22 protein-coding genes are annotated in these 26337 nt (G+C 62.3%); 7 read left to right on the plus strand and 15 right to left on the minus strand.

The genetic code is table 11. The annotated features are described in order from the left end of the window. The first annotated feature begins 125 nt into the window (after positions 1-125). A complete protein-coding gene (chrA, locus tag BUE15_RS01750; RefSeq protein ID WP_073281172.1) occupies positions 126-1334 on the plus strand; it encodes a chromate efflux transporter in 1209 nt (402 codons plus the stop codon). A gap of 88 nt (positions 1335-1422) precedes the next feature. Here the strand turns inward: chrA and rfbA are convergent, their stop codons facing one another. The 7 genes from rfbA to prmC form a co-directional block, all read right to left on the minus strand. Beyond that, positions 1423-2298 (minus strand): glucose-1-phosphate thymidylyltransferase RfbA, encoded by an 876-nt coding sequence (rfbA, locus tag BUE15_RS01755; RefSeq protein WP_073280964.1) that lies wholly within the window; start codon positions 2296-2298, stop codon positions 1423-1425. Positions 2299-2358: 60 nt separating this feature from the next. After that, a complete protein-coding gene (locus BUE15_RS01760; protein ID WP_073280965.1) occupies positions 2359-3366 on the minus strand; it encodes an SDR family oxidoreductase in 1008 nt (335 codons plus the stop codon). 92 nt (positions 3367-3458) lie between these two features. Continuing rightward, the gene (gene rfbB / locus BUE15_RS01765) at positions 3459-4514 is read right to left on the minus strand and encodes a dTDP-glucose 4,6-dehydratase (RefSeq protein WP_073280966.1); all 1056 of its coding nucleotides are present in this window, start codon (positions 4512-4514) and stop codon (positions 3459-3461) included. A 37-nt stretch (positions 4515-4551) separates the two neighbouring features. Beyond that, a complete protein-coding gene (galE, locus tag BUE15_RS01770) occupies positions 4552-5577 on the minus strand; it encodes a UDP-glucose 4-epimerase GalE (protein WP_073280967.1) in 1026 nt (341 codons plus the stop codon). 100 nt (positions 5578-5677) lie between these two features. Continuing rightward, on the minus strand, positions 5678-6973 hold the full coding sequence (locus BUE15_RS01775; RefSeq protein ID WP_073280968.1) for a nucleotide sugar dehydrogenase: 1296 nt from the start codon (positions 6971-6973) through the stop codon (positions 5678-5680). Between the two features lie 88 nt (positions 6974-7061). Beyond that, positions 7062-7655 carry an acyltransferase gene (locus BUE15_RS01780; RefSeq protein ID WP_073280969.1) on the minus strand — a complete coding sequence of 198 codons (594 nt, stop codon included), beginning with the start codon at positions 7653-7655 and terminating at the stop codon, positions 7062-7064. 130 nt (positions 7656-7785) lie between these two features. Continuing rightward, positions 7786-8652 (minus strand): peptide chain release factor N(5)-glutamine methyltransferase, encoded by an 867-nt coding sequence (prmC, locus tag BUE15_RS01785; protein WP_073280970.1) that lies wholly within the window; start codon positions 8650-8652, stop codon positions 7786-7788. 89 nt (positions 8653-8741) lie between these two features. Between prmC and ribD the strand changes: the two genes are divergently transcribed. The 4 genes from ribD to BUE15_RS22600 all read left to right on the plus strand — a co-directional run bounded on the left by ribD (position 8742) and on the right by BUE15_RS22600 (position 11167). Next, the gene (gene ribD / locus BUE15_RS01790; RefSeq protein ID WP_073280971.1) at positions 8742-9779 is read left to right on the plus strand and encodes a bifunctional diaminohydroxyphosphoribosylaminopyrimidine deaminase/5-amino-6-(5-phosphoribosylamino)uracil reductase RibD; all 1038 of its coding nucleotides are present in this window, start codon (positions 8742-8744) and stop codon (positions 9777-9779) included. 114 nt (positions 9780-9893) lie between these two features. Continuing rightward, positions 9894-10376: a GAF domain-containing protein gene (locus BUE15_RS01795; protein ID WP_073280972.1), complete on the plus strand. Its 483-nt coding sequence runs from the start codon at positions 9894-9896 to the stop codon at positions 10374-10376. A gap of 27 nt (positions 10377-10403) precedes the next feature. Further along, positions 10404-10781, plus strand: coding sequence for a transposase (locus BUE15_RS22595; RefSeq protein WP_073280973.1), 378 nt, complete (start codon positions 10404-10406; stop codon positions 10779-10781). Then, positions 10778-11167, plus strand: a complete 390-nt coding sequence (locus BUE15_RS22600; RefSeq protein ID WP_396276081.1) for an IS5 family transposase — start codon at positions 10778-10780, stop codon at positions 11165-11167. The genes BUE15_RS22595 and BUE15_RS22600 overlap by 4 nt, the downstream gene beginning before the upstream one ends. Positions 11168-11347: 180 nt before the next feature. On the opposite strand, the gene BUE15_RS01810 is transcribed toward BUE15_RS22600, so the two are convergent. From BUE15_RS01810 to BUE15_RS01825, 4 genes are all read right to left on the minus strand, one after another. Continuing rightward, positions 11348-12028, minus strand: coding sequence for a phosphatidylserine decarboxylase family protein (locus tag BUE15_RS01810; RefSeq protein WP_073280975.1), 681 nt, complete (start codon positions 12026-12028; stop codon positions 11348-11350). A 220-nt stretch (positions 12029-12248) separates the two neighbouring features. Further along, complete coding sequence (locus BUE15_RS01815) at positions 12249-13538, minus strand: Glu/Leu/Phe/Val family dehydrogenase (RefSeq protein WP_073280976.1); 1290 nt, start codon at positions 13536-13538, stop codon at positions 12249-12251. A gap of 136 nt (positions 13539-13674) precedes the next feature. Then, entirely contained in the window at positions 13675-14622 is a 948-nt protein-coding gene (locus BUE15_RS01820) for a phosphatidate cytidylyltransferase (protein ID WP_211617567.1), read from the minus strand. Positions 14623-14704: 82 nt separating this feature from the next. Then, positions 14705-15748 (minus strand): CPBP family intramembrane glutamic endopeptidase, encoded by a 1044-nt coding sequence (locus tag BUE15_RS01825; RefSeq protein ID WP_073280978.1) that lies wholly within the window; start codon positions 15746-15748, stop codon positions 14705-14707. Between the two features lie 59 nt (positions 15749-15807). Here BUE15_RS01825 and dusB point away from each other — a divergent pair, with 59 nt between their 5' ends. After that, entirely contained in the window at positions 15808-16797 is a 990-nt protein-coding gene (gene dusB, locus BUE15_RS01830; RefSeq protein ID WP_073280979.1) for a tRNA dihydrouridine synthase DusB, read from the plus strand. Between the two features lie 150 nt (positions 16798-16947). Then, positions 16948-17910 (plus strand): DMT family transporter, encoded by a 963-nt coding sequence (locus BUE15_RS01835; protein ID WP_084548752.1) that lies wholly within the window; start codon positions 16948-16950, stop codon positions 17908-17910. A gap of 175 nt (positions 17911-18085) precedes the next feature. Here the strand turns inward: BUE15_RS01835 and BUE15_RS01840 are convergent, their stop codons facing one another. The 4 genes from BUE15_RS01840 to BUE15_RS01855 form a co-directional block, all read right to left on the minus strand. After that, a complete protein-coding gene (locus BUE15_RS01840) occupies positions 18086-19060 on the minus strand; it encodes a lipid A deacylase LpxR family protein (protein WP_073280980.1) in 975 nt (324 codons plus the stop codon). Positions 19061-19167: 107 nt separating this feature from the next. Then, on the minus strand, positions 19168-19737 hold the full coding sequence (locus BUE15_RS01845) for a hypothetical protein (RefSeq protein WP_073280981.1): 570 nt from the start codon (positions 19735-19737) through the stop codon (positions 19168-19170). 68 nt (positions 19738-19805) lie between these two features. Further along, positions 19806-24446 carry an AAA domain-containing protein gene (locus tag BUE15_RS01850; protein WP_073280982.1) on the minus strand — a complete coding sequence of 1547 codons (4641 nt, stop codon included), beginning with the start codon at positions 24444-24446 and terminating at the stop codon, positions 19806-19808. Positions 24447-24532: 86 nt separating this feature from the next. Continuing rightward, on the minus strand, positions 24533-26299 hold the full coding sequence (locus BUE15_RS01855) for an amino acid permease (RefSeq protein ID WP_396276079.1): 1767 nt from the start codon (positions 26297-26299) through the stop codon (positions 24533-24535). Positions 26300-26337: the final 38 nt, after the last annotated feature.

Below are 26337 nucleotides of genomic sequence, written 5' to 3' on the forward strand. Positions count from 1 at the left end.
GGCGGAGGTTTTTTTATGCTAGAGCCGGTATAATTCCGGCCCTGGCAAGTGGTGCAACCCGCTGCTTCTGTTACATTAGGTTCGTGCTTTCCACCCCGCCCGTGCTCCCACCCGACGAAATTACGCTGGCACCGCCACCCCGTGGGCAACGCGGGCAGCGTACCCGTCGGTTTCGGGGCATCATTTTCCTGAAAGACGTAGCGCTGCTGAGCGCCACCTCGTTTGGGGGGCCGCAGGCGCATACGGCCATGATGCTGCGCCTGCTGGTAGAAAAGCGGCGCTACCTGACCTCGGCCGAACTACTTGAAATCATGGCCTTGTGCCAGCTGCTTCCCGGGCCGGGCTCTACCCAAACCATTACGGCGGTGGGTTTTCGGCTGGGCGGCCCCAATCTGGCCTACCTCACGCTACTGGTCTGGATGCTGCCGTCCGTGTGCATCATGACGGGGGCGGGCCTGGCCATGAGCTACCTCGACAAAGAGCAGGTGGCGCGGCTGGTGCAGTATATTCAGCCCATTGCGGTAGGCTTTGTGGCGTACTCGGCCTACAAGATTTCCGAGAAGGTAATCCACACCAAAACCTCTGTGGCCCTCATGGTGGCAGCAGCTATGCTGGCCTACCGGTTTCAGTTGCCGTCGGTGCTGCCGCTGCTGCTGCTGAGCGGCGGCCTCGTTACTACGTTCCGCTACCGCAAGCACGCCGTCGTGACGCAGAAGCAGCCGCTGCATATCGAATGGGCGAATTTTATGCTGTGGGGCGGCGTGTTCATAGCAGCAGCTGTACTTGGCCACTACACCCGCGCCATGCCGGTGCTGCTGTTCGAGAACTTCTACCGCAACGGCAGCCTCGTATTTGGCGGCGGGCAGGTGCTGGCACCGCTGCTGTTTGCCGAGTTCGTGGAGTTTAAGGGCTATCTGTCGCCGACGGAGTTTTTGTCGGGCTACGGCCTCACGCAGGCACTTCCGGGTCCCAACTTCGCCTTTGCCTCCTACATCGGGGCGCTGGCCATGCGCGACTACGGCCTGGGTGGCCAGGTGGTGGGGGCACTGGTGGCGGCGGCAGGTATCTTTATGCCCGGCACGCTGCTCATCTTTTTCCTGATTCGGTTCTGGGACCAGCTCAAGCAATACCGGGTGGTGAAGGCCTCGCTGGAAGGCATTAATGCCGTGAGTGCCGGCCTGGTATGTGCCGCAGTATTCCTGCTCTACCACCCCCTGCCCGATACGCCGGTCAACCTGGGACTTATCGGGGCTACGTTCCTGGTGCTGCTCTGGGAAAAGATTCCCTCCTACCTGATTGTGCTGGCGGGCCTGCTGGCAGGCGTATTGTTTTGAAACAAATAATAACCACAAAGGCCGCCCAACGACTCCGGCAGGAATCCATGGGCGGCCTTTAGCTGTGTATAGGTCGTACTGTAGCGGGCTACTTCATCATCAGCTGCTCGGGCAGGCGCATGAGGTAGTCGCCGTAGCCACTTTTGCGCAGGGGCTCGGCTATCTTGCGCAGTTGGTCGGCATCAATAAAGCCCTGGCGGTAGGCAGCCTCCTCAATGGAGCCAACTTTCAGCCCCTGGCGCTGCTCCAGTACGCGCACAAATTCGCCGGCCTGCATCAGGCTTTCAAACGTGCCCGTATCGAGCCAGGCCGTGCCCCGGCCCAGAATGCCCACTTTCAGCTTGCCGCGGCGCAGGTACTCCTGGTTCACGTCGGTAATTTCATACTCGCCGCGGGGGCTGGGCTTCAGGTCGCGGGCAATCTGCACCACGTCGTTGTCGTAGAAGTACAGGCCCGGCACGGCGTAGTTGCTCTTAGGCTGCGCGGGCTTCTCTTCAATGCTGAGGGCCTGGTTGTTGGCATCAAACTCTACCACGCCGTAGCGCTCCGGGTCGTGCACATGGTAGGCATACACCACGCCGCCTTCGGGGTCGTTGTTCGACTTGAGCAGCTCTTCCATGCCTTCGCCGTGGAAGATATTGTCGCCGAGCACCAGGGCCACCTTGTCGTTGCCGATGAAGTCCGCCCCCAGCACGAAAGCCTGGGCTAGTCCGTTGGGCACTTCCTGCACCACGTACTGGAAATTGCAGCCCAGGTTCCGGCCATCGCCCAGCAGCTTTTTGAACTGCTCCTGGTCGTGGGGAGTAGTGATAATGAGAATTTCCCGGATGCCGGCCATCATCAGAATCGACAGCGGATAATAAATCATCGGCTTGTCGTAGACGGGCATGAGCTGTTTACTTACAGCCAGGGTCAACGGGTGCAGGCGCGTGCCGGAGCCGCCGGCCAGGATAATACCTTTCATCTGTGGGTTCGTGCTTTTTATGATATCTGGACTGCGCACACGGCAGAGCGCAGACTGGTGCTAGTTTCGCTCAGCAATAAACGCCTGATTCTCCTTAAACCAAGCCAGGGTTTTCTGCAGGCCTTCCCGAATCCGGATCTGCGGCTGATACTGCAGCAGCGTGTTGGCCTTGCTGATATCGGCCAGCGAGTCGCGGATGTCGCCGGCGCGGTCGGGGCCGTATTCGGGCGTAATGTCGGAGCCGGCTTCTTCCTTTAGGATGTTGAACAGGTCGTTGAGCGACGTACGGTCGGCCACGGCCACGTTGTAGACCTGGTTTACAGCCTCCGGGTTCTGCACCAATGCCGCCTTGATGTTGGCCTGCACGCAGTTTTCCACAAACGTAAAGTCGCGGGTCTGGCCACCGTCGCCGTTCATGCGCGGCCGTTTGCCTTCCAGCACTGCGTCAATGAAGAGCGGAATAACTGCGGCGTAAGCCCCATTCGGGTCCTGGCGCGGGCCGAAGATGTTGAAGTAGCGCAGGCCAATGATTTGCATGCCATACGTCTTGCCAAACACGTCGGCATAGAGCTCGTTGGCATATTTGGTCACGGCATACGGCGACAACGGCTTGCCGATACGGTCCTCTACTTTCGGCAAAGCCTTATGGTCGCCGTAGGTAGAGCTGGAAGCGGCGTACACAAACCGCTTCACGCCCGCTTCCTTGGCTCCCACCAGCATGTTCACAAAGCCGCCCACGTTCACGTCGTTGCTCGTGATGGGGTCGTTGATGGAGCGCGGCACGGAGCCCAGCGCGGCCTGGTGTAGCACTACGTCAATGCCCTGGCAGGCATCGATGCAGGTTTGCCGGTCCCGGATGTCGCCTTCGATGACGCGCAGCGCCGGATTACCCTCGAACAGTGCCACATTCTTGCGAAAACCGTTGGAGAAGTTGTCGAGCACGCGCACTTCTTTCGCGCCGTATTTGAGCAGATACTCAACCAGATTGGACCCGATGAAGCCGGCGCCGCCGGTTACGAGAAACGCCAGATTGTCGAGCGGCTGGTCGTGAAAAGGAGTATTGTACACGTTGTTGGTGTGCTGATTGATGATGGGGTGATGTGCTGATGATTTGCTGGCGTGCTTATACTCAGCACGTCAACCCATCATCAATCAGCACATTACTTAGCGGCGTACTGCTTCTGGTAGTATTCCTGATAAGCGCCGCTGGTGACGTGCTCCAGCCACTCCTCGTTTTCCAGGTACCAGTCTACGGTCTGGCTCAGGCCCTGCTCAAACGTGACGGACGGTTTCCAGCCCAGCTCGTTCATGATTTTGCTGCTGTCGATGGCGTAGCGCAGGTCGTGGCCGGCGCGGTCTGTCACGAAGGTGATGAGCTTGCGCGACGTACCCTTTTCCTGGCCGGTTTTCTCGTCCAGCGTATCGCAGAGCAGGTGAATCAGGTCGAGGTTTTTCCACTCGTTCACGCCGCCAATGTTGTAGGTTTCGCCGACGGTGCCTTTGTGGAACACCGCGTCGATGGCCGTGGCATGGTCTTTCACGAACAGCCAGTCGCGCACGTTCTCGCCTTTGCCGTACACGGGCACGGGCTGGTTGGTGCGGATGCGGTGAATGGCCAGCGGAATCAGCTTCTCGGGGAAATGGTTGGGACCGTAGTTGTTGGAGCAGTTGCTCAGCTTTATGGGCATGTGGTAGGTATGGTACCAGGCCCGCACAAAGTGGTCAGAGGCAGCTTTGGAGGCCGAATACGGCGAGCGGGGGTCGTAGGAAGTGTCCTCGGTGAACATTTCCGGGCCCATTTCCAGCGAGCCATACACCTCATCGGTGCTGACGTGGTAGAAGGTTTTGCCTTCATAGCCCAGCGGCTTCCACAGGTTTTTGGCCGCGTTCAGCAGGTGCACCGTGCCCAGCACGTTGGTCTTCACGAAGGCCAGCGGATCGGTGATGGAGCGGTCCACGTGGCTTTCGGCCGCCAGGTGAATCACGGCATCGGGCTCTTCGCGGGCAAACAGCTCATCAACAAAGGCCTGGTCGGTGATGTCGCCTTTTACCAGCCGGTAATTGGGCGCATTTTCAATGTCGCGCAGGTTCTCTAGGTTGCCGGCGTACGTGAGGGCATCCAGGTTGAGAATTTCATACTGCGGATACTTGGTCACGAACAGGCGCACCACGTGCGACCCAATGAAGCCGGCTCCGCCGGTGATGATAACTTTCATGGTGTACTGATTTTTGATGTTCGTATGCGCCGGTCACTTATTTCATCAACGCCTGCTGCCATTTCCAGGAGCTTTCCAGGGCTTCGGCCAGCGTAGCCGTAGTCCGGAAGCCAAGTTCGGCTACCGATTTTGTGACATCGGCATAGATGGCGGGCACGTCGCCGGGGCGGCGGGGGCCCACTTTGTAGTTGAGCTTGCGGCCGCTCACCTGCTCAAATGTCGTAATGACGTCGAGCACCGTGTTGCCCTGCCCGGTACCTACGTTGAAGGTTTCCACAGAATTGACTTTGCCATCGAGCAGGCGCTGCACCGCCACTACGTGCGCCTTGGCCAGGTCCACCACGTGTACATAGTCGCGGATGCAGGAGCCGTCGGGCGTGTCGTAGTCGTTGCCGTAGACGGTCAGCTCCTGCCGGAGGCCGGCGGCGGTCTGCGTGATAAAAGGCACCAGGTTGTTGGGAACTCCGAGCGGCAACTCGCCAATTTTGGCCGAAGCATGCGCCCCAATGGGGTTGAAGTAGCGCAGCAGAATGGTTTTCAACTCGTTGCCGGGCGCAACGGCCACATCATTGAGGATGTCTTCGCACATCTGCTTGGTGGCCCCGTAAGGAGAAGTAGCCTTTTTGGTAGGCGTCTGCTCGGTTACGGGAAGTTGGTCCGGGATGCCGTACACGGTGCACGACGACGAGAATACCAGTGCCGTTACCCCAAACTCGCGCATCACCTGTACCAGCGTCAGCAGCGAGCCTACGTTGTTCTGGTAGTATTCCAGCGGCTTCTGCACCGACTCACCGACGGCCTTGAAAGCGGCGAAATGAATAACGCCGCGCAGGCTGCCTTCCTCGGCAAACACGGCCCGCATGGCTTCGGCATCGTTGCAGTCGATGCGGTGAAACGGCACCTTCACGCCCAGTATATTCTCGATGCCCGCTACCGCCGACTCCTGCGAGTTGCTGAAATTATCCACGATAACCGGCTGAAAACCCGCCTCGTACAGCTCAACCACTGCGTGTGAGCCAATGTAGCCGGCTCCACCGGTAACCAGTATTTTCGTGCGCTCCATATTGTTTAATGAGTGAAGGAGTGAAGGAGTGAATGAGTGAAGAGGAACGACGTCATCCAACGGCATTCACTACACCACTCATTCACCATTCACTCTCTGATTACAGGCTCCAGTACTGCATTTCCTGTATCCGGCCCCGGAACAGGCCTTTGATATCAACCAGCACCGCGTTTTCGCTGGTGATGGACTGGAAGTATGCCTCATCGTGCGCCATGTAGGGAGCGTGGCTGACGGCTACAATCACGCCGTCGTAGTCGGTGCGGACTTCGCCGGCGGGCGTCAGGCGGAAGCCATACTCGTGGTGCAGCTCATCGGAATCGGCGTGCGGGTCCACGATGTCTACGTTGACGGAGAAATTTTTCAGCTCCTGAATCACGTCGGCCACCTTCGAGTTGCGGATGTCTTCCACATTCTCCTTGAACGTGGCGCCCATCACCAGTACGCGGCTCTTGGAAACGTCCTTGCCTTTTTTGATCATCATCTGCACGGTTTTGCGTGCGATGTAGGCGCCCATGTTGTCGTTGGTGGTGCGGCCGCTCAGAATCACCTTCGCGTCGTAGCCCAGCTCTTTGGCCTTGTAGGTCAGGTAGTACGGGTCGACCCCGATGCAGTGGCCGCCCACCAGGCCCGGCGAGAACTTCAGGAAGTTCCACTTGGTGCCGGCCGCTTCCAGCACCTCGTACGTGTTGATGCTCATGCGGTCAAAAATCATCGACAGCTCATTCATCAAAGCAATATTGACGTCGCGCTGCGTGTTTTCGATGATTTTGGCGGCTTCCGCCACCTTGATGCTGCTGGCGCGGTGTACGCCGGCTTTCACCACCAGCTCGTAGGTTTTGGCAATTACGTCGAGCGACTCCTCGTCGCAGCCGGCCACCACCTTAATGATGCTGGACAGCGTGTGCTCTTTGTCGCCGGGGTTGATGCGCTCCGGCGAATAGCCGACTTTAAAGTCTTCCGGGAATTTCAGGCCCGACAGCTTTTCCATTACCGGAATGCAGTCGTCTTCGGTGCAGCCCGGGTATACCGTGCTTTCGAACACCACATAGTCGCCTTTCTTGAGGACTTTGCCCACCGTGGTCGACGCGCCGAGTAGTGGCCGCAGGTCGGGCTGGGCGTGCTCGTCGATAGGTGTTGGCACGGCCACGATGAAGAAGCGGGCTTCGCCCAGTACATCCAGCGAGTCGGTAAATTCGATGTCGCACCCCTCGAAATCCTTGGTTTCCAGCTCACCGCTGGGGTCTACGTGGTTGCGCATCATGTCCACGCGCTTCGCATTGATGTCGAAACCGATAACCTTGATTTTGCGGGCAAACTCGAGGGCGATAGGCAGGCCCACGTAGCCGAGGCCGATAACGGCCAGCTTGGCCTCTTTGCGAAGTAGTTGCTCGTACACGATGAAGGGTCTTATGAATCTGGGTGACGGAAGGTCTTGTGCTTGCTTTTATGGAAACCAGCGCCCGGTGCCGGCGCCGAAAGCGGCGTTATGAGTCGGGGCTGATACGGGAAACCCGCCCCTCGGTTAGGAGATACTGCTCGCCACTTTCCGGGCAGGTGGCGCGGCCTTGCGCATCAAACGCCAGCCGGTGGCCGAAGGCGCTCATCCAGCCACGCTGCCGGGCCGGGTTGCCGTAGGCCAGCGCGTAGGGCGGCAGGCTTTTCGTGACGACGGAGCCCGCGCCCACGAAGGCATATTCGCCCAGCCGCACACCGCATACCACCGTAGTATTGGCCCCGATGCTGACGCCGCGCTCCAGCACGGTGGGCTGGTACTCGTGGCGGCGCACCACGGCGGAGCGTGGGTTCAGCACGTTGGTAAACACCGCCGAAGGCCCGATGAATACGTCATCGTGGCACTCGACGCCGGTGTAGAGGCTCACGTTGTTCTGTACTTTCACGTTGCGCCCCAGGCGTACGCCGTCGGCTACAAACACGTTCTGGCCCAGGCTGCACCCCTCGCCTAGCTCGGCTCCGGGGCTCAGGTGGCTGAAATGCCAGATCCGGCAGCCGGCGCCGACGCGGCAACCATCGTCGAGGACGGCGGTGGGATGCGCGAAGTAGGCAGAAGCAGGAATCATGAAGGGCACGGCGAGTCAGCCGGCAAAGGTAAGGCTTTTGGCCTTAGCTGGCTTTATCTGCCGCATCTGGCCCGCCAGAAGCACAAGTACCCCGGCCTGGAGTGGTTGCTGGCCGGTGCGCGGGGCGGGCTCAGGACCGCCAGGTAGCCCTGACCATCCGGGCTTTATCAAAAATATCGGTCCTGATTTCCACTTCGCTATACCCCAGCCCAGTCACCAACTCTGCTGTTTCGGGCGCAAACTGCTCGTTGATTTCAAAGTAAAGCGCCCTGCCCGGCCGCAGCAGCGTGGTACCCAGCCGGGCAATGCGGCGGTAGAACAGCAGCGGGTCGTGGTCGGGCACGAACAGGGCGGTGGCAGGCTCGTAGTCCAGCACGTTGGCGCGCATCAGCGGCCGCTCCTGCTCCAGCACGTAGGGCGGGTTGCTGACCAGCACATCCAGCGTACCCGGCGCAATGCCGCTGGGTGCCTGCGTCAGGATGTCCAGCTGCTGGAAGTCGATTTCGCAGCCGTAGCGGGCGGCGTTGCGGCGGGCCACGGCCAGGGCTTCCTCCGAAATATCAACGGCCACGATACGGGCGGGCTCCAGCGCCTGGCACAGCGCCACCGGAATACAGCCGCTGCCGGTGCCCACATCCAGCACGGAAAGCGTAGTGCTCCGGCCGCGCTGCTCGGTCACAATCAGCTGCACCAGCTCCTCGGTTTCGGGGCGCGGAATGAGCGTGGCGGGCGTTACGTCCAGCTCCAGACCCGCAAAATGCGCCGTGCCCAGCACGTACTGCACCGGCTCGTGGCGCAGCAGCCGCGCTTCTATGGCCGGCAGCAGCTCGGCTACCGCCTCCGGCACCGGCGCATCGGCCTGCATGCGCCGCTGCAACGGACTGATTTCCAGCAGATGCTCCAGTACCAGCACGGCTATGCTGGCGGCCTCCGGGGCGGGGTAGCACGCTTCCAGCGCAGTGGCAAAGGTGGTAGTGAGCTGGCGAAGTGTGGACATGCAGCAAAGGTACACGGATGGGCGCAGGGTGGCACAAGCTAAAAGTTCGGGTTACATTTCGCTTATTATTCTGACTTAGTGCGCTGCCTATGCCCTCTCCCGATTTCGACCTGCTTATGATGCGCCGCGCCCTGGACCTGGCCCGGCTCGGCACCGGCCATACCCGCCCCAACCCGCTGGTAGGCTGCGTGATTACGCACGACAACCGCATTATCGGAGAGGGCTGGCACCAGGCCTACGGCGGGCCGCACGCCGAGGTGAATGCCGTGGCGGCCGTAGCCGATCCGACGTTACTGCCTCACAGCCGCGTCTACGTCACGCTGGAACCCTGCTCCCACCACGGCAAAACGCCGCCCTGCGCTGATTTGCTCATTGAAAAAGGCGTTCGGGAAGTAGTAGTCTGCAACCTCGACCCTAACCCGCTGGTGGCCGGCAAAGGCATTGAGAAGCTGCGAGCGGCGGGCATTAGGGTAGAAACGGGGGTGCTGGAGCAGGAAGGTCGCTGGCTGAACCGGCGTTTTTTCACGTTTCAGGAGAAGCAGCGGCCATATGTGGTGCTGAAATGGGCCGAAACGGCTGATGGCTATCTGGCGGGCCCCTATTATCAGTCGGTGCCTATCAGTGGCGAGCTGGCGCGGGTGGCGGTGCACCAGTGGCGGGCCGAGGAGCAGGCTATTCTGGTAGGCACGCGCACGGCCCTGCACGACAACCCGCACCTGACTGTGCGCGAATGGCCCGGCCCCAATCCCACCCGCGTGGTCATCGACAAAAACCTGAGCCTACCGCCGGCGCACAACCTCTTCAATGGCCAGCAGCCTACGGTGGTCTACACCTACCGCGAGCGGGCCGCCAAAGACAACGTCGACTATGTGATGCTGTCGGAGGCGGAAGACCTGTTCCCACAGATTTTCAACAGCTTGTATCAGCGCAACGTGCAGTCGGTGCTGGTAGAAGGCGGGCCTACGGTCCTCAACTCGTTGCTGAAAGACGGGCTCTGGGACGAGCTGCGGGTGCTGCGCAGCTCCCGGCAGCTGGGCGGCGGCGTATCGGCGCCGAAGCCGGGCCTGAGCGGCTTGCGCGAGCATTGCCGGCTCGGCGACGATGAGCTGTTTGTGTACGTGAACTGAGCCGGCCGACCGAGTACAGGCCGCCAAACGGCCCCTATCTTTGTTATAGCCTTAGCTCATGCCTAGTAATGAGCCAGACTTGCCTGCTTTATTCTTTCTGATTTTCTCTTCCTCATGGCCGAAGAACTGCACCTCGATACGACGCTCACCAAAGCCGAACAATACCGCCAGCTGCTGCCCCAGATTGAGGCCCTGACCACCGGCGAGCCAGACCTGGTGGCCAACCTTGCCAACACCGTAGCGGCGCTTCGGCAGGCTTTCGGGTTTTTCTGGGTGGGTTTCTACCTCGTGAAAGATGATGAGCTGGTGCTGGGCCCATTCCAGGGCCCGATTGCCTGCACCCGCATCCGGCACGGCAAAGGCGTGTGCGGCAGCAGTTGGGCGCAGGCCACTACCCTGCTCGTGCCCGACGTGGAGCAGTTCCCCGGCCACATTGCCTGCAGCTCCGACTCGAAGTCGGAAATAGTGGTGCCCATTCTAAAAGAGGGCCACGTGGTAGCCGTGCTCGATGTAGACAGCGACCAACTCAACGACTTCGACCACGACGACCAGCAGGCGCTGGAGCAACTCATGGCACTGGCGGCGCGCTGGTTCTAGGGCGTACGGACAATTATCTTTGCGGGAATGGGACTTGATGGAGATGAACTGAGTGAGGCCGCTTGGGAAAAACTTTCCCCGCAGTTGGCAGGTAAAGCGGGCGATGTGGGCCGCACGGCGGCTGATAACCGCCTGTTTTTGAACGCCGTGCTATGGGTGATGCGCCACGGCGGCACCTGGCGGGTGTTGCCCGCACGCTTCGGTAAGCACGACACCGTGCGCAAGCGGGCCTTGCGCTGGGCGCAGAAAGGCACGTGGCAGCGCCTGTTTGCCGCCGTGCGCCTGCCCGACGTGGAGGCCGTACTGCTGGATTCGACCATCATGCGGGCACATCAGCGGGCCAGCGGGCAGGTAAAAAAAAGCGCACCGGCGACGAAGCCCTCGGCCGCAGCCGCGGCGGGCTGACGACGAAGCTGCACGCGGCCGTGGACGAGGCCGGGCGGCCCCACGCCTTGCTGCTGGGGCCGGGCCAGCAGGCCGATTGCACCCGCGCGCTGGAGCTGCTCGACGCCGTGGGACCGGTGCGTTACGTGCTGGCCGACAAGGGATACGACACCAACGCCATCGTCGAGGCAGTCGAACAAGCCGGGGCCGAAGTGGTGATTCCAAGCAAGAAAAACCGCACGTATTGCCGCCTGATTGACCGGATGCGCTACCGCCGCCGGAACCGGGTGGAGCGCTTCTTCAACCGCCTCAAGGACTTTCGCCGCCTGGCCACCCGCTATGAAAAAACGGCCACCAGCTTCCTCGGCTTTTGCTTCTTCTTCGCCGCCCTGTGCTGGTGTGACTAATTGTCCGTATGCCCTAGGCCACGGATTCGCTCGGATTCTTCCGGATTGTACGGATTTCGTGAAGGGTTAAAACCGAAAGAGCTTGCCTATTGGCAAGCTCTTTCGGTTTGTTCTGACGGCAACTGCCGATATGGAATGGAGTCGGCCACAAAATCCGTGAACTCCGCAGGAATCCGTGGTCTAGAATAGACTTGGCGCTTCGGTTTTCAGCTGCGCAATAACCGTCTGCCCGCCCTTCACTTTCTCTCCAATCTGCACTTTCACCTCCGTATCCACGGGCACGAAGATGTCGACGCGGGAACCGAACTTAATGAAGCCGAACTCTTCACCCTGGCTTACTTCGTCACCTTCGTTTACGTACCACACAATGCGGCGGGCCATAGCGCCGGCAATCTGGCGGAACAGCACCAGCGGCCCCGCTTCCGACTCTACCACCACCGTAGTGCGCTCGTTTTTGGTGCTGCTTTTGGGGTGCCAGGCCACTAGGTAGTTGCCGGGGTGGTACTTGAAGTAGCGCACGATTCCCGAAATCGGGTTGCGGGTGATGTGCACGTTAATCGGCGACATGAAAATGCTGATCTGCTTGCGCATGTCGTCGAAATACTCCGGCTCGTGCACGTCCTCAATCACCACTACTTTGCCGTCGGCGGGAGCTACCAGCAGGTCTTCGTGGGTGAACAGGCGGCGGGCCGGGCTCCGGAAAAACTGCAGCAACAGCAGAAACGCAATGACCGAAGCCCCCGCGAAAATCTGGTTGAACAGCAGGTTTCGCGCATTTACCCGGAACAGGAGCAGGTTGACGGCCAGCAGGGCCAGCAGCGTAAAGAACAGTATTCGTCGTCCTTCTTTATGGATCTTCATGAATCGCAGAGGTTGCCGATTAGACGGGTTGCGCAGGGAGCGGCGGCCGGTTAAGCAGTCGGATTGCGAAGCAGGGGCGCCTGCTTGCGGTGGCAAAATAGGGTACTCTTTTTACAAAGATAGCCCGAACCGTAAGGTCCGGGCCTATCAATGGTACGAATTAGCCACTGAAAACGCCGCGCTTTGCATCAGGAAATCCTGAGCAGCACCGCCGCTTAGCTTAGAAACCGCCGCGGAAGCGGTAGGTCTGGGCTACTTTGTCGATGGCTACCACGTAGGCGGCAATGCGCATCGGAATGTTGTATTTCTGGCTGGTGGCGTACACTTTCTCGAAGGCGTCGGACATAATCCGGTCGGCGCGCTCGGTCACCATTTCTTCGGTCCACTTGAAGCCCTGGCGGTTTTGCACCCACTCGAAGTACGAAACGGTTACGCCGCCTGAGTTGGCCAGAATGTCCGGCACTACCATAATCCCCTTCTCGTTGATGATGGGGTCGGCGGAAGCGGAAGTGGGGCCGTTGGCGCCTTCCACAATCAGCTTGGCTTTGATCTTGTGGGCGTTGTGCTCCGTAATAACGTCTTCCACGGCAGCCGGCACCAGCACATCCACGTCAGTGGTCAGCAGGTCGTCGGCGTTGTCCATGAGCGTGGCACCCTGGAAACCGTCGAGGCGGCCTTTGTGGGCGTTCTTGTAGGCTACGGCTTCCTCAATGTTGATGCCTTCCTCGTTCCAGTAGGCACCGCTTACGTCGGAAATGCACTTGATTTTTACGCCCTGCTCGCTCAGCAGCTTCGCGGCCCACGAGCCCACGTTGCCGAAGCCCTGCACCGCCGCCGATACCTGCGAAGGGTCCAGATCCAGCTTCTTGAGGGCGGCCAGCGCCGATACCATCACGCCGCGGCCGGTAGCCTCGGTGCGGCCCAGCGAGCCACCCATTACCAGCGGCTTGCCTGTCACGACGGCCGGCGAAGTAGCGCCTACCGTTTTGGAGAATTCGTCCATCAGCCACGCCATTTCGCGCGGACCGGTGCCCATGTCGGGCGCCGGAATGTCTTTATCGGGACCGAAAACGTCTTTCAGGGCCATGGTGTAGCCGCGGGTCAGGCGCTCCAGCTCACCGGCGCTCATGGTGGTCGGGTCGCAGATGATGCCGCCCTTCGCTCCGCCATACGGCAGGTCAACCACGGCGCATTTCCACGTCATCCAGGCAGCCAGCGCCTTCACCTCGTCCAGGTGCACGTTCTTATCGTAGCGGATGCCGCCTTTCGAGGGGCCCAGGATGGTGTTGTGCACCACGCGGTAGCCCTCAAACACGCGCACTTTGCCGTTGTCCATCGTGACGGGGATGTGCACGATAACCTGCTTGTCGGGCGCTTTGAGTACGTCGTAGGTTTCTTCGTCGAGGCCCAGGATTTCCGTGGCCACGTTGAAGCGCGACATCATGGATTCAAGGGGATTTTCGGCATCAACGCGGGGAGCCGGTTCTTTGTACACCGTGGTGGCAGCCATACGGGGTTGGGGGTTGGGGTGGGAAATTTGGAATGAAACAACAGCCCTGAAGGGGGGATTTCAGGACTGCTGCAGGGGATTTGAAACCAAAGGTAGTGGGTTTATCATATTCCGAAGGAGGCGGCAAAACAACCGGCTACCCCAGCAGAAGTTGCAGCAGCGCCAGCACCGGCAGAATAAACAGAAAAGCATCGAACCGGTCGAGCAGGCCGCCGTGCCCGGGCATGATGCGGCCGGAGTCTTTCACGCCCACACTACGCTTGAGCATGGACTCGGCCAGGTCGCCGAGCGGGCCGAATACGGCTACCACGCCGGCCACCACGAGGCGGTACGTCAGGGAGAGTTCGGGCAGCAGGTAGCCCATGGCCCAGCCCATGGCCAGCGTCAGCAGGAAGCCCCCGATGGCGCCTTCCCAGGTTTTGCCGGGCGAGATTTTGGGCGCCAGCTTGTGCTTGCCAAACGTTTTACCGGCCGCATACGCCCCGATATCCGACGACCACACCAGCAGCAGCAGGGCCAGCACCCGGCGGTAGTCGTAGCCAAGGTCATTAAATGCTACCACGCTCAGCAGGCTCATTGGCAGACTCACGTAGAGCAGACCCAGCAGCGCTACGCCCACATTGGAAAAGGGCGAGAAATCCTGCTTCTCGCGGGGCCAGGCGGCCATTTCGCGCAGAATCAGCAGGGTGGGCAAGAGCAGAATGATGCCGGCCAGCAGGATGCCGGCCGAGCGGGCGTCGCCGACCACATAGTGCATGCCCTGGCCAATAGAATCTGTGGTGTTGCTGACGGTTACCATGCCCAGCACTCCGGCAAAAATGACGAGGCTGATGCCGCCGCCCAGCAGCGCCGCCGGCTTGTAGCCCACTTCCCGCATCATGCGGTAGAACTCCCACAGCATGCGCATCTGCACGGCCGCAAAGAACACGGCAAACGTCCAGGCGCTGTACCAGATGCAGCCCAGCAGCAGCACGGCCCCGATGACGCCGAACAGAATGCGCTGTCCGAGGTTGGACATTGGTTTTTTGCCCGGCGCGACGGGTTCGGTGGCAGTGGCGGAAGCGGGAGAGGCAGGATCGGACAACGGGAAGGAAATAGCGGCACGTAGGCACGCGCCTGGGTCAGGGAAGTGGAGGCGGCCGCGTAGCTGCCAGCCGGATGCGCGGTTAGTCGCGGCTGATATCAACGCCGTCGTGGCTGAGGGTACGGCCGGCGGGAGGCGGGGTTGTGGACTTGGTAATAGCCGCGCCGCCGCGGCCCAGCGTGTGCATCTCGGTAGGTAGTTGGGCGGTAGTGTGCTGCAGGGTGCGCTGGTAGAGCAGCCAAAGCGCGGCTCCGGTCAGAATCAGTGAAATAAGCTGCTGCCACCACGGCAAGGCCTGCGTCGAGTCGGGGTCGAAGGAGGAGAAGGCGCCGCGCTGCTGGGCATACAGCAGCACCAGCTGGAAGGCATTCTGGGTGAAGTGCGCCGCCATGGGCACCAGAATATTGCCGCTCCACTCATACAGGTAGCCCAGCACCAGCCCCAGCACGAAGCGCGGAATGAAGCCGAAGAACTGGAAGTGAATGGCGCTGAAAATGGCCGCCGCCAGCCATACGCCCACGTGCCGGGAGCCAAACCACTGCACCAGATTCCGCTGCACCACCCCCCGGAATACCAGCTCCTCAGCAATGGCGGGCACCACGGCAATAACCAGCAGGCCCACTAGGAACCGGGTACCGGAGTTGAATTGGGTGAGGTAGCGCGTCAGTTCCTGGGCCCGTTCTTCCAGCTCGCGGGCCTCGGCTTCCAGACCTTTCAGGAAGCCGGGAAAATGCGCGTTGGCGTTCCACTCCACCAGGCCCGACATGAACGGCACGCTCACAAGTACGGCCCCGGCCGCGCCCAGCAGCCACACGGCCGGTATGGGGCGGCGCGGCATAAAGTATTCTTTCCAGGAATAGCCGGTGAGGAGCGGCAAGGCCAGCGCGGCCCCGCCAAAGCCTACAAACAGCAGCACGCCCTGGCTCAGCATCGAAACGCCCCAGCCCTGCGGGTTGGTGGAGGGGTCTTTCGTGACATTGCCGATTTCGAGCAGCCCCACTCCGAAAAACAGGTTGCTGAGCACGGCCATCACGAAGCCGGCCACGCACATGGCCAGCAGCAACAGGCCCACCAGCAGCAGCAGGTTGGCAAAAGGATGCAGGCGGCTGGACACGAAACCTTTCATGGGGCGCGGGTAGTTAGAAGTGTCGTAAATTTGCGTAAAATCCGCTAACTCCTCTATCCGTGGTCTACATCCGCGACCTTGCCCTGCCTGATTTCCCGTTGCTGCTCGCGCCCATGGAGGACGTGTCGGACCCGCCATTCCGGGCCGTGTGCAAAGCCAACGGCGCCGATTTGATGTACACCGAGTTTATTTCCTCGGAAGGCCTCATCCGGGATGCCGCCAAAAGCCGCAAGAAGCTCGATGTGTTCGATTACGAGCGGCCCATTGGCATTCAGCTCTTTGGCTCCGACGTGGAGACGATGGGCGAGTGCGCCCGCATCAGCACCCTGGCTGGCCCCGACCTCATCGACATCAACTACGGCTGCCCCGTGAAGCAGGTGGCCTGCCGCGGTGCCGGCGCCGCTCTACTGCGCGATGTGCCGAAGATGGTGGAAATGACGGCCGCCGTAGTGCGCAACACCCATCTGCCCGTGACCGTGAAAACCCGCCTCGGCTGGGACGATACCACCAAAAACGTGGAAGACGTGGCTGAGCGCCTGCAGGATATTGGCATTGAAGCTTTGACGGTGCACGGCCGCACCCGCGTGCAGATGTACAAGGGCGACGCCGACTGGCGCCTGATTGCGGCCATCAAAAACAACCCGCGCATCAAAATTCCCATCTTCGGCAACGGCGACATCGACTCCCCTCAGAAAGCTGTGGAGTACAAGAACCGCTACGGCGTGGATGGCGTGATGATCGGGCGCGCCAGTATCGGCTACCCCTGGATTTTCCGGGAAGTGAAGCACTACGTGGCGACCGGCGAGCTGCTGGCCCCGCCCACCGTGGAGGAACGCGTGAACATGTGCCGCATGCACTTTGAGAAGAGCATTGAGTGGAAGGGCCAGCGCGTGGGCATCTTCGAGATGCGCCGCCACTACGCCCAGTACTTCCGCGGCCTCGAAGGCGCCAAGCAGTGGCGCATGCGCCTCGTCGAAACCGACTCCGTAGACGAAGTGCACGGCATCCTGAACGAAATCATTGCCGCCGAGCCGGTATTGGTCGGGTAGCTTTTGTCATCAGAACGTCGTGCTGAGCTAGCCGGAGCACCTTTACCGCCAAAGTAATTTCTGATTACCACTGCGGTAGAGATGCTTCGGCAAGCTCAGCATGACGTTCTTTCTTTATTCCGGCTCCGCCGGAACCAGTTCCTTTTCCCCATGCCCCCCACCCCTCCCGCTCCGGCCGTAACTACTGCTCCTACCCTGCCGCCCGTGGCACCGCCCCCACCACAGCGGATTTCGGCTTCGGCGTGGGGGCTGCTGCTGGTGCTGGCTACCATCTGGGGCACGTCGTTTATTCTGATGAAGAAGGGGCTGGTGGTGTTTTCGGCCATGGAGCTGGGCGCGGCGCGGGTGAGCATTGCGGCGCTACTGCTGCTGCCGTTTGCGCTCGGCAACGTGCGCCGCGTCGACTCCAGCCGCTACAAGTGGCTGCTGCTGAGCGGGGTGGTGGGTACTTTTTTTCCGGCGTTCCTCTTCGCCTACGCCGAAACCAAGCTGGCCTCCGGGCTGGCGGGCGTCCTGAACGGCCTCACGGCGGTGTTTACGCTGGTGGTAGGCGCCGTGCTGTTCGGGCAGAAGCTCACCAGCCTGCGGGTGCTGGGTATTGCGCTGGGCCTCGTGGGCACGGTGGTGCTGATGCTGCTGGGCGGTAGCGGCGGCGAGGCCACGCCTTCCGGCGAATCCAACGCCTGGTACGGGCTCTACATTGTGGCGGCTACCATCGGCTACGGCATCAGCGTGAACGTGATAAAGCAGCACCTGCACGGACCTTCGCCGGTGGCCGTTACCAGCCTCACGCTGCTCAGCATCGGGCCGATGGGGCTGCTTTACCTGTTCGGCTTTTCCGATTTCACGCACAAGCTGGCGACCATACCGGGCGCCTGGACGGCCCTGGGCTACATTGCACTGCTCGCCACCATGAGTACGGCCGTGGCCATGGTGCTCTTCAACAAGCTGATTCAGCAGAGCACCACGCTTTTCGCTGCTTCCAACACTTACCTCATCCCCATCGTGGCCCTTACCTGGGGCGTGCTCGATGGCGAGGCCTTCAACCTGTGGCACCTGCTGGGTATGGTGATTATTCTGGCCGGCGTGTTCATCATTCACCGGGCGAAGTAAGTGACAGGTGGTGAATGACTAAGCAAGGCAGCCCGTCATTCCGAGCTTGCCGAGGAATCTGGCGTGCTGAGGTTGTGGTAGTATAAATTGCTACACTAGCGAGATTCCTCGGCTCCGGCTGCGCACACTGGCTTAATGCGCCACATGCTCGGAATGACGGGCTGTTTTCATCGACTCAAAACGCCACTCCCAGCCCGAGCTGCACCCATTGGTGGGAGCGGGCACCGCTGAACTCAGGCGAAATCCACACGGCGGAAGCCGTCAGGCGCAGGCCGGCGTAGCCCAGTCCCACGGTGCCGGTGCCTTTGGCTACCGCACGCCGCACCGCCGAGGCAGGCAACGTGTAGGGGTTGTCGGAGCGCAACAGGCCGCCCTGCAGCGTGGCGTTGAAGCCGATGATGCGGCCTTCCAGCTGTCCTTCGGCGTAGAGCTGGACGCGCCGCTGATCGGGCTGGCGGCTCACGCCCAGGTTGCTGACGTAGGGCTGCAGCAGGCCGGCGCGAAGCCGGGCGCCAGCACCGGCGTAGGTATATAGTGTGCTCAGGGAGGCGTTGACGTCGCCAATCAGCTCTGCGCCGCGCCCCACGGCCAACAGCTGCGTTTCCAGCCGCGCCTCGTAGCCCAGCACCAGGTCGTTGCGGATCTGGTAGTCCCAGCCGCGGGGGGTAGGCGAGTCCAGCCACTCGTGCAAGGTGGTCTGGAAACCTTTCGCGCCGGCCGCCGGCCCCATGAAACCTAGGTTCAGGCCCGAAGTGAGGCGGTAGCGGCGGCTCGGCTGGCTGGCCACCCGGAAGAAGCTGGCGTACCAATACGAGGCATAGGGCCGGTCCCCGACCCGAATAAAGTCGTCCTGAATCCGCAGGGGCGTGAATCCGTCGTAGTGCAGCCGGATGCCGTGGTGCAGCGTGCTACCAAGTGGTACTGGCCGCAGCAGGAAATTGGCCGGCGAGTGGCGCAGGGCTGGTAGCACCAGCGCCAGCGTCATGCCCTGGGTGAAGTAGTAGTCGGTGCGGAAGAAGGCGTCGTTGGCGAAGGTGTAGAACAGCAGCCGGTCGGGGCTGGTATGCGTACTGTCGGGGCGCTGGGCCCACGCCGGGGCCGCGGCTACAAGGAGCAGCGCCAGAAACAACCCACGGAAATAGCGCGTCATATCGGCCGAAAAGAAGTGTGCAGCTACCTACGCATCTGCATGGGTGGCCAGCCTTACCGGCCGCCAGGTTTATCAGACCGCAACTCCGCAGGCACCTTCCTGACCAACTATTCCGGCACGTAGGGCCAGGCATGAAACCGCTCGGGCAGCTGCAGCCGTTGCGGATGAGCCAGCAGATACGCCTGCACGCGGGCCAGCTCCGGCTCATCCACTATCGGCAGCTCGTGGAAGCCGGTTTGCCAGAAGTCGGCTTCGGGTGGGAGCTGGCCGCGCAGCAGGCGCCGGGCCTGGGCAGCAGTGCGCTGGTGCAGCAGGTCCACGGCTTTGTAAAGCGAGAGGCCGGAGCCAGCCGGCAACTGCAGCACCGCGTGCAGGTGGTTGGGTAGCAGCACGAAGCACGGCACTTGCAGCCCCTGCTCCTCCAGCATCAGCAATTCCCCAACTATAGCTTCGGCCACCTTTTCCTTCGCCAGATAATCGGGCCCTACTGTGCGGGCATCCAGCAGCGCATCAAAGCCCACGAAAAACTGCTTCTCGGCGCGGCGGTGCGCCTCCGGGGAGGTGGCGGCGTGCTGAGCAGCTATGCGCTGGGCGTGCAGCTTCCGGCCGGCCCGCGCCGGTACGGAGCCGGCCAGGCGCAACGTAAGCAGGATGGTTTCGCCTTCAGGTGGGAGCATTATTCTGGTGAGGTTGCCGCAGAGGTGCGCAGGACGGTTCTATAGTTATGAGGAACAGCCTCAACAACTCAATTATCGAAAAGCGGTGGAAAAGTGAGCGGCAGCTGGCTTAGCGCTACATCGGCAGTGGATACCACAACAGTGGGTTCCGGTGGAAAGGCCACGTATTTGCGGGCAGCGGTGTGCTGGCTGGGCGTCGCGGCAGCGGCTACCGGGCCAATGCCAAGTTCGGCCAGGTGCCGCAGCAGATCCTGCTCGGCCTCGGAACGCCAGCGCACCCAGGCCGAGGCAAAGCAGCGCCAGAAGCGCCAGCCGGCCCGTTCCAGCACCCGCTGCCGCCGCAAGTCGTCGTGCCACCGGTCGGGGCCGTGGTACTGGTCGCCGTCGCATTCCACGGCGAGGCGCTGGTCGTTGTCGCCTTCCACCACCAGGTCGATGCGGTACTGGCCGGCCTTCACCTGGGGCTGCACCCGGTAGCCGCGCTCCGTCAGGAAATCATACACCTCCCGCTCGAAACCCGATTCGCACAACGCCCGCAGGTTGCTTACGCGGAGCTCGTCCTGCGCGTACGGACTCACGAAATGCGCCAGCAGCTTCCGGCGCAGGTGGTCGGCCGGGCTCAGCTCATCAGCCTGCACGCTACGCACGAGATACATCCGGTCGCGGGCCCGCGAGGCGGCCACGTTGAAGCGGCGCTCGTCATCCTTGTGCCCCAGGGCTTTCGGCTTGCCCGAAACGACCAATGACAGGAACATGATGTCGCGCTCCTTGCCCTGAAAGGTGTGCGCGTCGCCGCAGGCAATCTGGTGGAGCAGCATGGTTTCCAGCCCGATTTCCCGCTCCAGCTCCGCCCAGATCAGCTGCGCCTGCTTGTCGGACAGCAGCGAAATCACGCCGATGGAACGGCCGGCAAACGCGGAGTCGGCCACCAGGGCTTTGATTTCCTCCACGATGAAGCGCGCCTCGGCCGGATTGGTGTCGCCCAGCCGCACGCCGTCCTCCACCAGCACGTCAACCAGCGGCGGGTCCAGCCGTTCGGAGGCTTTGGGTAAGCGCAGCGGGTTCAGGCTATGGTCGTAGAACTCGCGCTTGGAGTATTCGATGATGGGCCCCACGCACCGGAAATGCTCCCGCAACGGCAACTGCGAATCGGAGAAGACTACCTGAAACAGCTGATAGATGGAGTGGCTGGGTGAAAGCTGCGGCCGGTAAAGCGCGGGCTGGGTGCTCAGAAACCGGCTCATCAGCTCCGATTCCTTTTCCTGCGTCAGTCCGCTGAAGCCCGGCCCCACCTGCTTGTCGTCGCCCACAATCAGCACCTTGCTTGCCCGCAGCAACGCCGGCAGCGCCAGCAGATTCGACTGCGAGGCCTCATCGATGATGACCAGATCAAACGCGCCCAGCTCGGCCGGCAACGACTCCGACACGCGGTAGTGCGGCATAATCCAGCAGGGAATGGCGGCGTTGGCCACCGCGGCCGCCGCCTGCGCGTCGCGGCGGTAGCGGCCGGCACTTTTGCCCTTTCCCTTACCTACCTTGACAATGGCGTTGCGGTAGGCCTGCAGCGCGCTGCGCACCTGCGGGGTAGCATTCTGCGCCAGCTGCAGCCAGGTTTTCTGCTCGATGATATCCTGATAGGTGCGCGCCAGCGTGGCTTCGGCCTGCAGACGGACGAGGGCCAGCTGCCGGAGCTCGGCGCGGGCATCCAGGGACTGCAGATGGGAGCTGAGCCGGCGCAACCGCCACCGCTGACGCCAATCGGCGGGCAGCAGCTCATCGGTAGCCCCGGAGGCGGGCTGTTCGCGCAGCTGAGCGGCCCAACGCGGCGCGCCGGAACGGGCAATAGCTTCGGTCAGCTCGGTCACGACGTTCAGCTGCGGCCGCAGCGTGTGCACGCGCCGCAGCTCCTGCGTCAGCGTGGCCCAGTGCTGGCGCAGCGCGGCCTCGGTCAGGCCGGCCTGCCCGAGGCCGCTGACCAGAAAGCTCCGCAGGGCTTCGCTGATGGGGCCGGTGGTGCCGTGCAGGGCGTTTTCGTACTGCTCGCGCACGGCCCAGGCGGCTTCCGACTGCAACCGGACCTGGTGCTGCCGCAGCAGCTCGGCCACTTGTTCCAGCACGGCAGGCTGCTGCGCCGCGGTGCGGGCCGGTGCCCAGGTGGGCAGCAGGTGCTGCAGGTCGGCGTTGAGGTGAATTTCGGCCGCGCGGGTGTCGCGCAGCTGCTCGTAGCTTTCGTAGAGCCGGAGGGCTTCCTGAATGGCAGGTACCGGCTCGGCGGTGGTCAGCAGCGGCAGCGCCAGCTCGGGGGCCAGCGCGTTCCAGCGAAACGCCAGCTCGTGCAGCTGCCGCAGCAACAGCAGGTACTGCTCGGCGTGTGCCCAGTCGGCCGCCGTGGCAGGCGCCGACGTGAGCACCCTGATTTCCGCCAGCCGCTGCTTCTGCGCGCTTTTCCCAAACCAGCCGGCCGCTCCAAACGGACTTCGCCCCTGCGCCCGGTTGGCTACGGCGCCAAGCAGCTCATCGTCACGCTCTGCCTCAGCCGGCACGCGCACCGGGCGCACCAGAAAAGCCTGCCGCTCGGCCCAGGCGGCGCGGAGCTCTTCGCCCAGCGCTTCCAGTACCTCATAGAGCGTGTCGTTTTGCGCGTCATTGAGGCGGGCCTGCCGGGCGGCGGCCCACGGCAGCGCCGCTGTGGCGTGCTGCCGCTCCTGTACCTCGGCTATCTGAGCCAGCACTTCGGTGAGCTGCTGCAGCGGGTCGTCGGCCCCGGCCGACAACGGCGGCAGCTCACCGCTGGCTACGGCCGCCTGCAGAGCCAGGGAGCTGCGAAGCTGCTGATGAACAAGGAGCACCTCTTGTGCTTCGGGCAGCGCCGCCAGTGCCGGCAGCTGCGCTGTGCGGTACTGCAGGTCAGCCCCCAGCTCGGCCCGGGCAGTGCGTAGCGCGGTTATGTCTGCGTCGTCGAACTGGGGGCGGCAGGCTGGCGTCGGGTCCAGCGCGTCGGGCAGCCATTCGGCCAGGTCCAGCCCGGCTACTACTTCCCGGGCGGCCTCCTGCGCTTCCACCCGTTCACCGTCCAGCTCCAGCGGCTGCAGGTTTTGCTGGCCCCAATGCCCTACGCGCCGGTCGATGTGCGCCAGCTGACTGTGGCAGGCATCCAGCTGCGCGGCCAGCAGCTCGATGCGGCGGCTGGTAGCGGCAGGGTCGAGGCGCTGCACTTCCTCGGCAATGCGCTGCACGGCGTGCTCAAACTGCTTCATTCCCTCCCGCTCGCTGGTCAGCAGGCTGATGGCCAAAGGCTGCACCGCCGGCGGCAGCTTGTCGCGCAGCACGGCCAGGGCCGGGTCTTTCATCGACGTGACGAGTACACGCCGGCCCAAGGCCAGATAATGGCAGATGACGTTGGCAATGGTGTGCGTTTTGCCCGTGCCGGGCGGACCCTGCACCACCACCCCCGGCGCGTGCTCCAGCAGCTGCACGATGCGCACCTGCTCGTCGTTGAACGGCAGGGGGAAGTACAGCTCCTGCGGGGTCGCGCCCGGCTGCGACTCCCCCACCAGCGACAACCCGCGAAACGAGGGCAGCGGCCGGTCGGTGTGGTAAGTGGCCGGGTCGCGCACCAGCGCGGCTACGGCGGCAGGCAGTTGCATGGCCGACTGCTCTACTTGGGCCCGCAGGGCTTCCAGGTCCTGCAGCAGAGTATTGTTGGTGCGCGGGCGAGCATATAGAGCCCACGTGTCGGTTACCTGCAGTTGGGGTGTGGGGCTGGGCAGGAGCCGGGCGAGGTTAGGCGCGTCGTCGGGCAGGTAGCGGCCCTGGGCATCGAGCACGGTGGCGGCCCGGCGCAGAACTTCCTGGTAGGTGGTTGGCTCGGTGGGCGACAGGTAGGGTTCGGCGGCCAGCAGCGGGCGGCTGTCCTGTTCCAACTGCGCCAGCCCAGCCACCTCGTGCGCGGCGTACACGTCGGCCTCCAGGCGGCTCGTCAGCTGCCGGGGGCGCACTTCCAGGGCCATATCGTGGGGGTTTAGAGCCAGCTCGACCAAGCGCGTGAGCAGCGGGTAGCGCACCACGGCGCCGGGCAGCTGCCACACAGCCACGCCCATGCCCCACACCAGCTCCAGCGCGGTATCGGTCAGGCCGCCTTCGAGCTGCTGCTTTAGGGCATAGAGTCGCGAGTACCAGCCGATGGTGCGCCGCCGCTGCGTTTCGCTCAGAGACCAGGTCAGCCAGTGCTGCTTTATGTATTCGTCCAGGGCAGCGGCTAGTTGAGGGGCTTCGGGAAGCTCCAACAGTAGCTGCGGTGCCACCGGGTCGTACTCGGGAACCTCCGCGGCCGCGGCCGGTAGCAGGCCCAAACGAACCAGCATCTGAGCGGGCACCTGCAGCCGAAGCGCCGGCGGCTGCGCCGGGTCGTTAGTGAGTTCCGTAAGCGGGGCCAGCCGCAGGTCGGTAATCGGGGGTGGGGCCTGCTCTTTCAGGCGCTCCACCCGTAGCCACAGGTCGGCGTCGCCCCCGGCGTCTGCGTCGGAGGTTGGGGCCGGCAGCCACACGCCCGGCAGCCCGGCCAGCTGCGTTTCCAGGGCGTGGAAGCTGTGGCTGGCTATATCGGCAACCGGCGCGGTACGCAGCCGCACGCTTTCTTTGGTATAAGCTAGCAGGGCCAACAGCCGCTCCCGTTCAATAGGCAACACAAACGATTCAGAAGAAGACATAAGCAAAACCGGCAGAGCCTTGCACCTGCGCAAAGCCCTGCCGGATTCAAGTTAGAACTCGACGGATAAGAATACAACCCTCGCCTTTACCGCGCGGCCTTTTTCAGACCCAGCTTCGAGTTCTTGAAGCCGTAGTTGAAGTACAGGGCCAGCCCGATAATCAGCCAGCCGAAGAACAGCAGCCAGTTGTTGATGCCGAGCTGGGTCATCAGGTAGAGGTTGGTGAGCAAGCCCAGCGTGGGCAGCAGCGAAAGGTGCTTGCGGAACGAATACCACGCCAGCAGTAAACCGGCCACGAAAAACACCAGCATCGGGATGTAGTGGCGGCCTTCTTCGTAGCCGCTGCTCAGGGCCTTGCGGAACTCCTCGATGCCCGCCTGATTGTACATGAACAGCAGCACTACGCCCACCAGCAGCACCAGCGGCACCAGATACTGCCCGTTGATGTAGGGCACCTTGAAGCGGGCATCGGACTTGCCGTGCGGATCAATGACGAGGATTCCGCCGCACACCAGCGCAAACGCAAACAGCGTCCCGATAGAAGTCAGGTCGATAACCAGGTCCATGTTCAGCAGCATGGCCGGCACGCCCACGAAAAAGCCTGTGACGATGGTGCTGAACGAAGGCGTGTGAAACCTGGGATGCACCTTGGCAAACACCGGCGGCAGCAGTCCGTCGCGGCTCATGGTCATCCAGATGCGGGGCTGGCCGATCTGAAATACCAGCAGCACCGAGGCCATGGCGAAGATGGCCGACACGGCCACCACGCCCGCCAGCCAGTCGAGGCCGACTTTCTGGAACACAAACGCCAGCGGGTCGCCCACGCCCAGCTCCGTGTAGCTCACCATACCTGTGAGAACCAGCGTGATAATAACGTAGAGCACCGTGCAGATGATGAGGGCGTAAATCATGGCGCGGGGCAGGTCGCGCTGCGGATTTTTGCACTCTTCGGCGGTGGTAGAAATAGCATCGAAGCCGATGTAGGCGAAGAACACCGCCGACACGCCCTTGAGCACGCCACCCACGCCGTTCGGCGCAAACGGGGTCCAGTTGGCGGGGCTGATGTAGAATACGCCCACCCCGATAACCGTAGCCACCACCAGCAACTTCAACAGCACCAGCAGATTGGAGGCGTTTTTGGATTCCTTGATGCCGATGTACACCACGGCCGTGATGAGCAGCGTGATAAGGCCGGCGGGCAGATCAATGACCAGGCGCAGGCCGCCGAACAGCTCCGGGGCGGCGCTCCAGGCCTTGTAGCCTTCGAGCTGCGCCGCCGAGGCCTCAGCCAGCGGCTTGCCGGACTGCATCAGCTCCAGCACTTCGTTGTAATACTTGTGGGCGCTCTGCATGCCCATGGTCAGCCAGATCGGAATATCGACGCCGATACCACTCATGAGCCCGGTAAAGTAATCGGACCACGAAATGGCCACCACGATGTTGCCAACGGCATATTCCATAATCAGCGCCCACCCGATAATCCAGGCGGCCAGCTCCCCGAACGAGGCGTAGGCGTAGGTATAGGCCGAGCCGCTAACCGGAATAGTGGCCGCAAACTGCGCGTAGCACAGCGCCGAAAACGCACAGGCAATGGCCGTAAACACGAACAGCAGCGACACGGCCGGGCCTCCATCGTGGGCAGCGTTGCCGATGGTGCTGAAAATGCCGGCCCCGATAACGGCCGCAATGCCCAGCGCCGTCAGGTCGCGGACGGTGAGGTGTCGGGCCAGGCTATGCTCGCCGGGGTGCGTGCCGTGCAGGTCGGCGTCGGCGGGTGGGTTGATGAGCAGGTCGGATACTTCTTTGCGGCGAAACAGGCCGCTCAGGCGTGAGGGAGGAAGCGGAGTAGACAAAATCGGCTGGCGAGAGAGGTTATAAGGGGCAAAAGATA

Origin of the sequence: Hymenobacter psychrotolerans DSM 18569, from assembly GCF_900142395.1 — a bacterium.
Taxonomy (GTDB): domain Bacteria; phylum Bacteroidota; class Bacteroidia; order Cytophagales; family Hymenobacteraceae; genus Hymenobacter; species Hymenobacter psychrotolerans.

Bases quoted from the DNA above. Each gene is read 5' to 3' on its own strand.
- rfbA (WP_073280964.1), bottom strand. From the start codon at position 2,298: ATGAAAGGTATTATCCTGGCCGGCGGCTCCGGCACGCGCCTGCACCCG.
- rfbB (WP_073280966.1), bottom strand. From the start codon at position 4,514: ATGAAAGTTATCATCACCGGCGGAGCCGGCTTCATTGGGTCGCACGTG.
- galE (WP_073280967.1), bottom strand. From the start codon at position 5,577: ATGGAGCGCACGAAAATACTGGTTACCGGTGGAGCCGGCTACATTGGC.
- BUE15_RS01780 (WP_073280969.1), bottom strand. From the start codon at position 7,655: ATGATTCCTGCTTCTGCCTACTTCGCGCATCCCACCGCCGTCCTCGAC.
- prmC (WP_073280970.1), bottom strand. From the start codon at position 8,652: ATGTCCACACTTCGCCAGCTCACTACCACCTTTGCCACTGCGCTGGAA.
- ribD (WP_073280971.1), top strand. From the start codon at position 8,742: ATGCCCTCTCCCGATTTCGACCTGCTTATGATGCGCCGCGCCCTGGAC.
- BUE15_RS01795 (WP_073280972.1), top strand. From the start codon at position 9,894: ATGGCCGAAGAACTGCACCTCGATACGACGCTCACCAAAGCCGAACAA.
- BUE15_RS22595 (WP_073280973.1), top strand. From the start codon at position 10,404: ATGGGACTTGATGGAGATGAACTGAGTGAGGCCGCTTGGGAAAAACTT.
- BUE15_RS01810 (WP_073280975.1), bottom strand. From the start codon at position 12,028: ATGAAGATCCATAAAGAAGGACGACGAATACTGTTCTTTACGCTGCTG.
- BUE15_RS01815 (WP_073280976.1), bottom strand. From the start codon at position 13,538: ATGGCTGCCACCACGGTGTACAAAGAACCGGCTCCCCGCGTTGATGCC.
- BUE15_RS01825 (WP_073280978.1), bottom strand. From the start codon at position 15,748: ATGAAAGGTTTCGTGTCCAGCCGCCTGCATCCTTTTGCCAACCTGCTG.
- BUE15_RS01835 (WP_084548752.1), top strand. From the start codon at position 16,948: ATGCCCCCCACCCCTCCCGCTCCGGCCGTAACTACTGCTCCTACCCTG.
- BUE15_RS01840 (WP_073280980.1), bottom strand. From the start codon at position 19,060: ATGACGCGCTATTTCCGTGGGTTGTTTCTGGCGCTGCTCCTTGTAGCC.
- BUE15_RS01845 (WP_073280981.1), bottom strand. From the start codon at position 19,737: ATGCTCCCACCTGAAGGCGAAACCATCCTGCTTACGTTGCGCCTGGCC.
- BUE15_RS01850 (WP_073280982.1), bottom strand. From the start codon at position 24,446: ATGTCTTCTTCTGAATCGTTTGTGTTGCCTATTGAACGGGAGCGGCTG.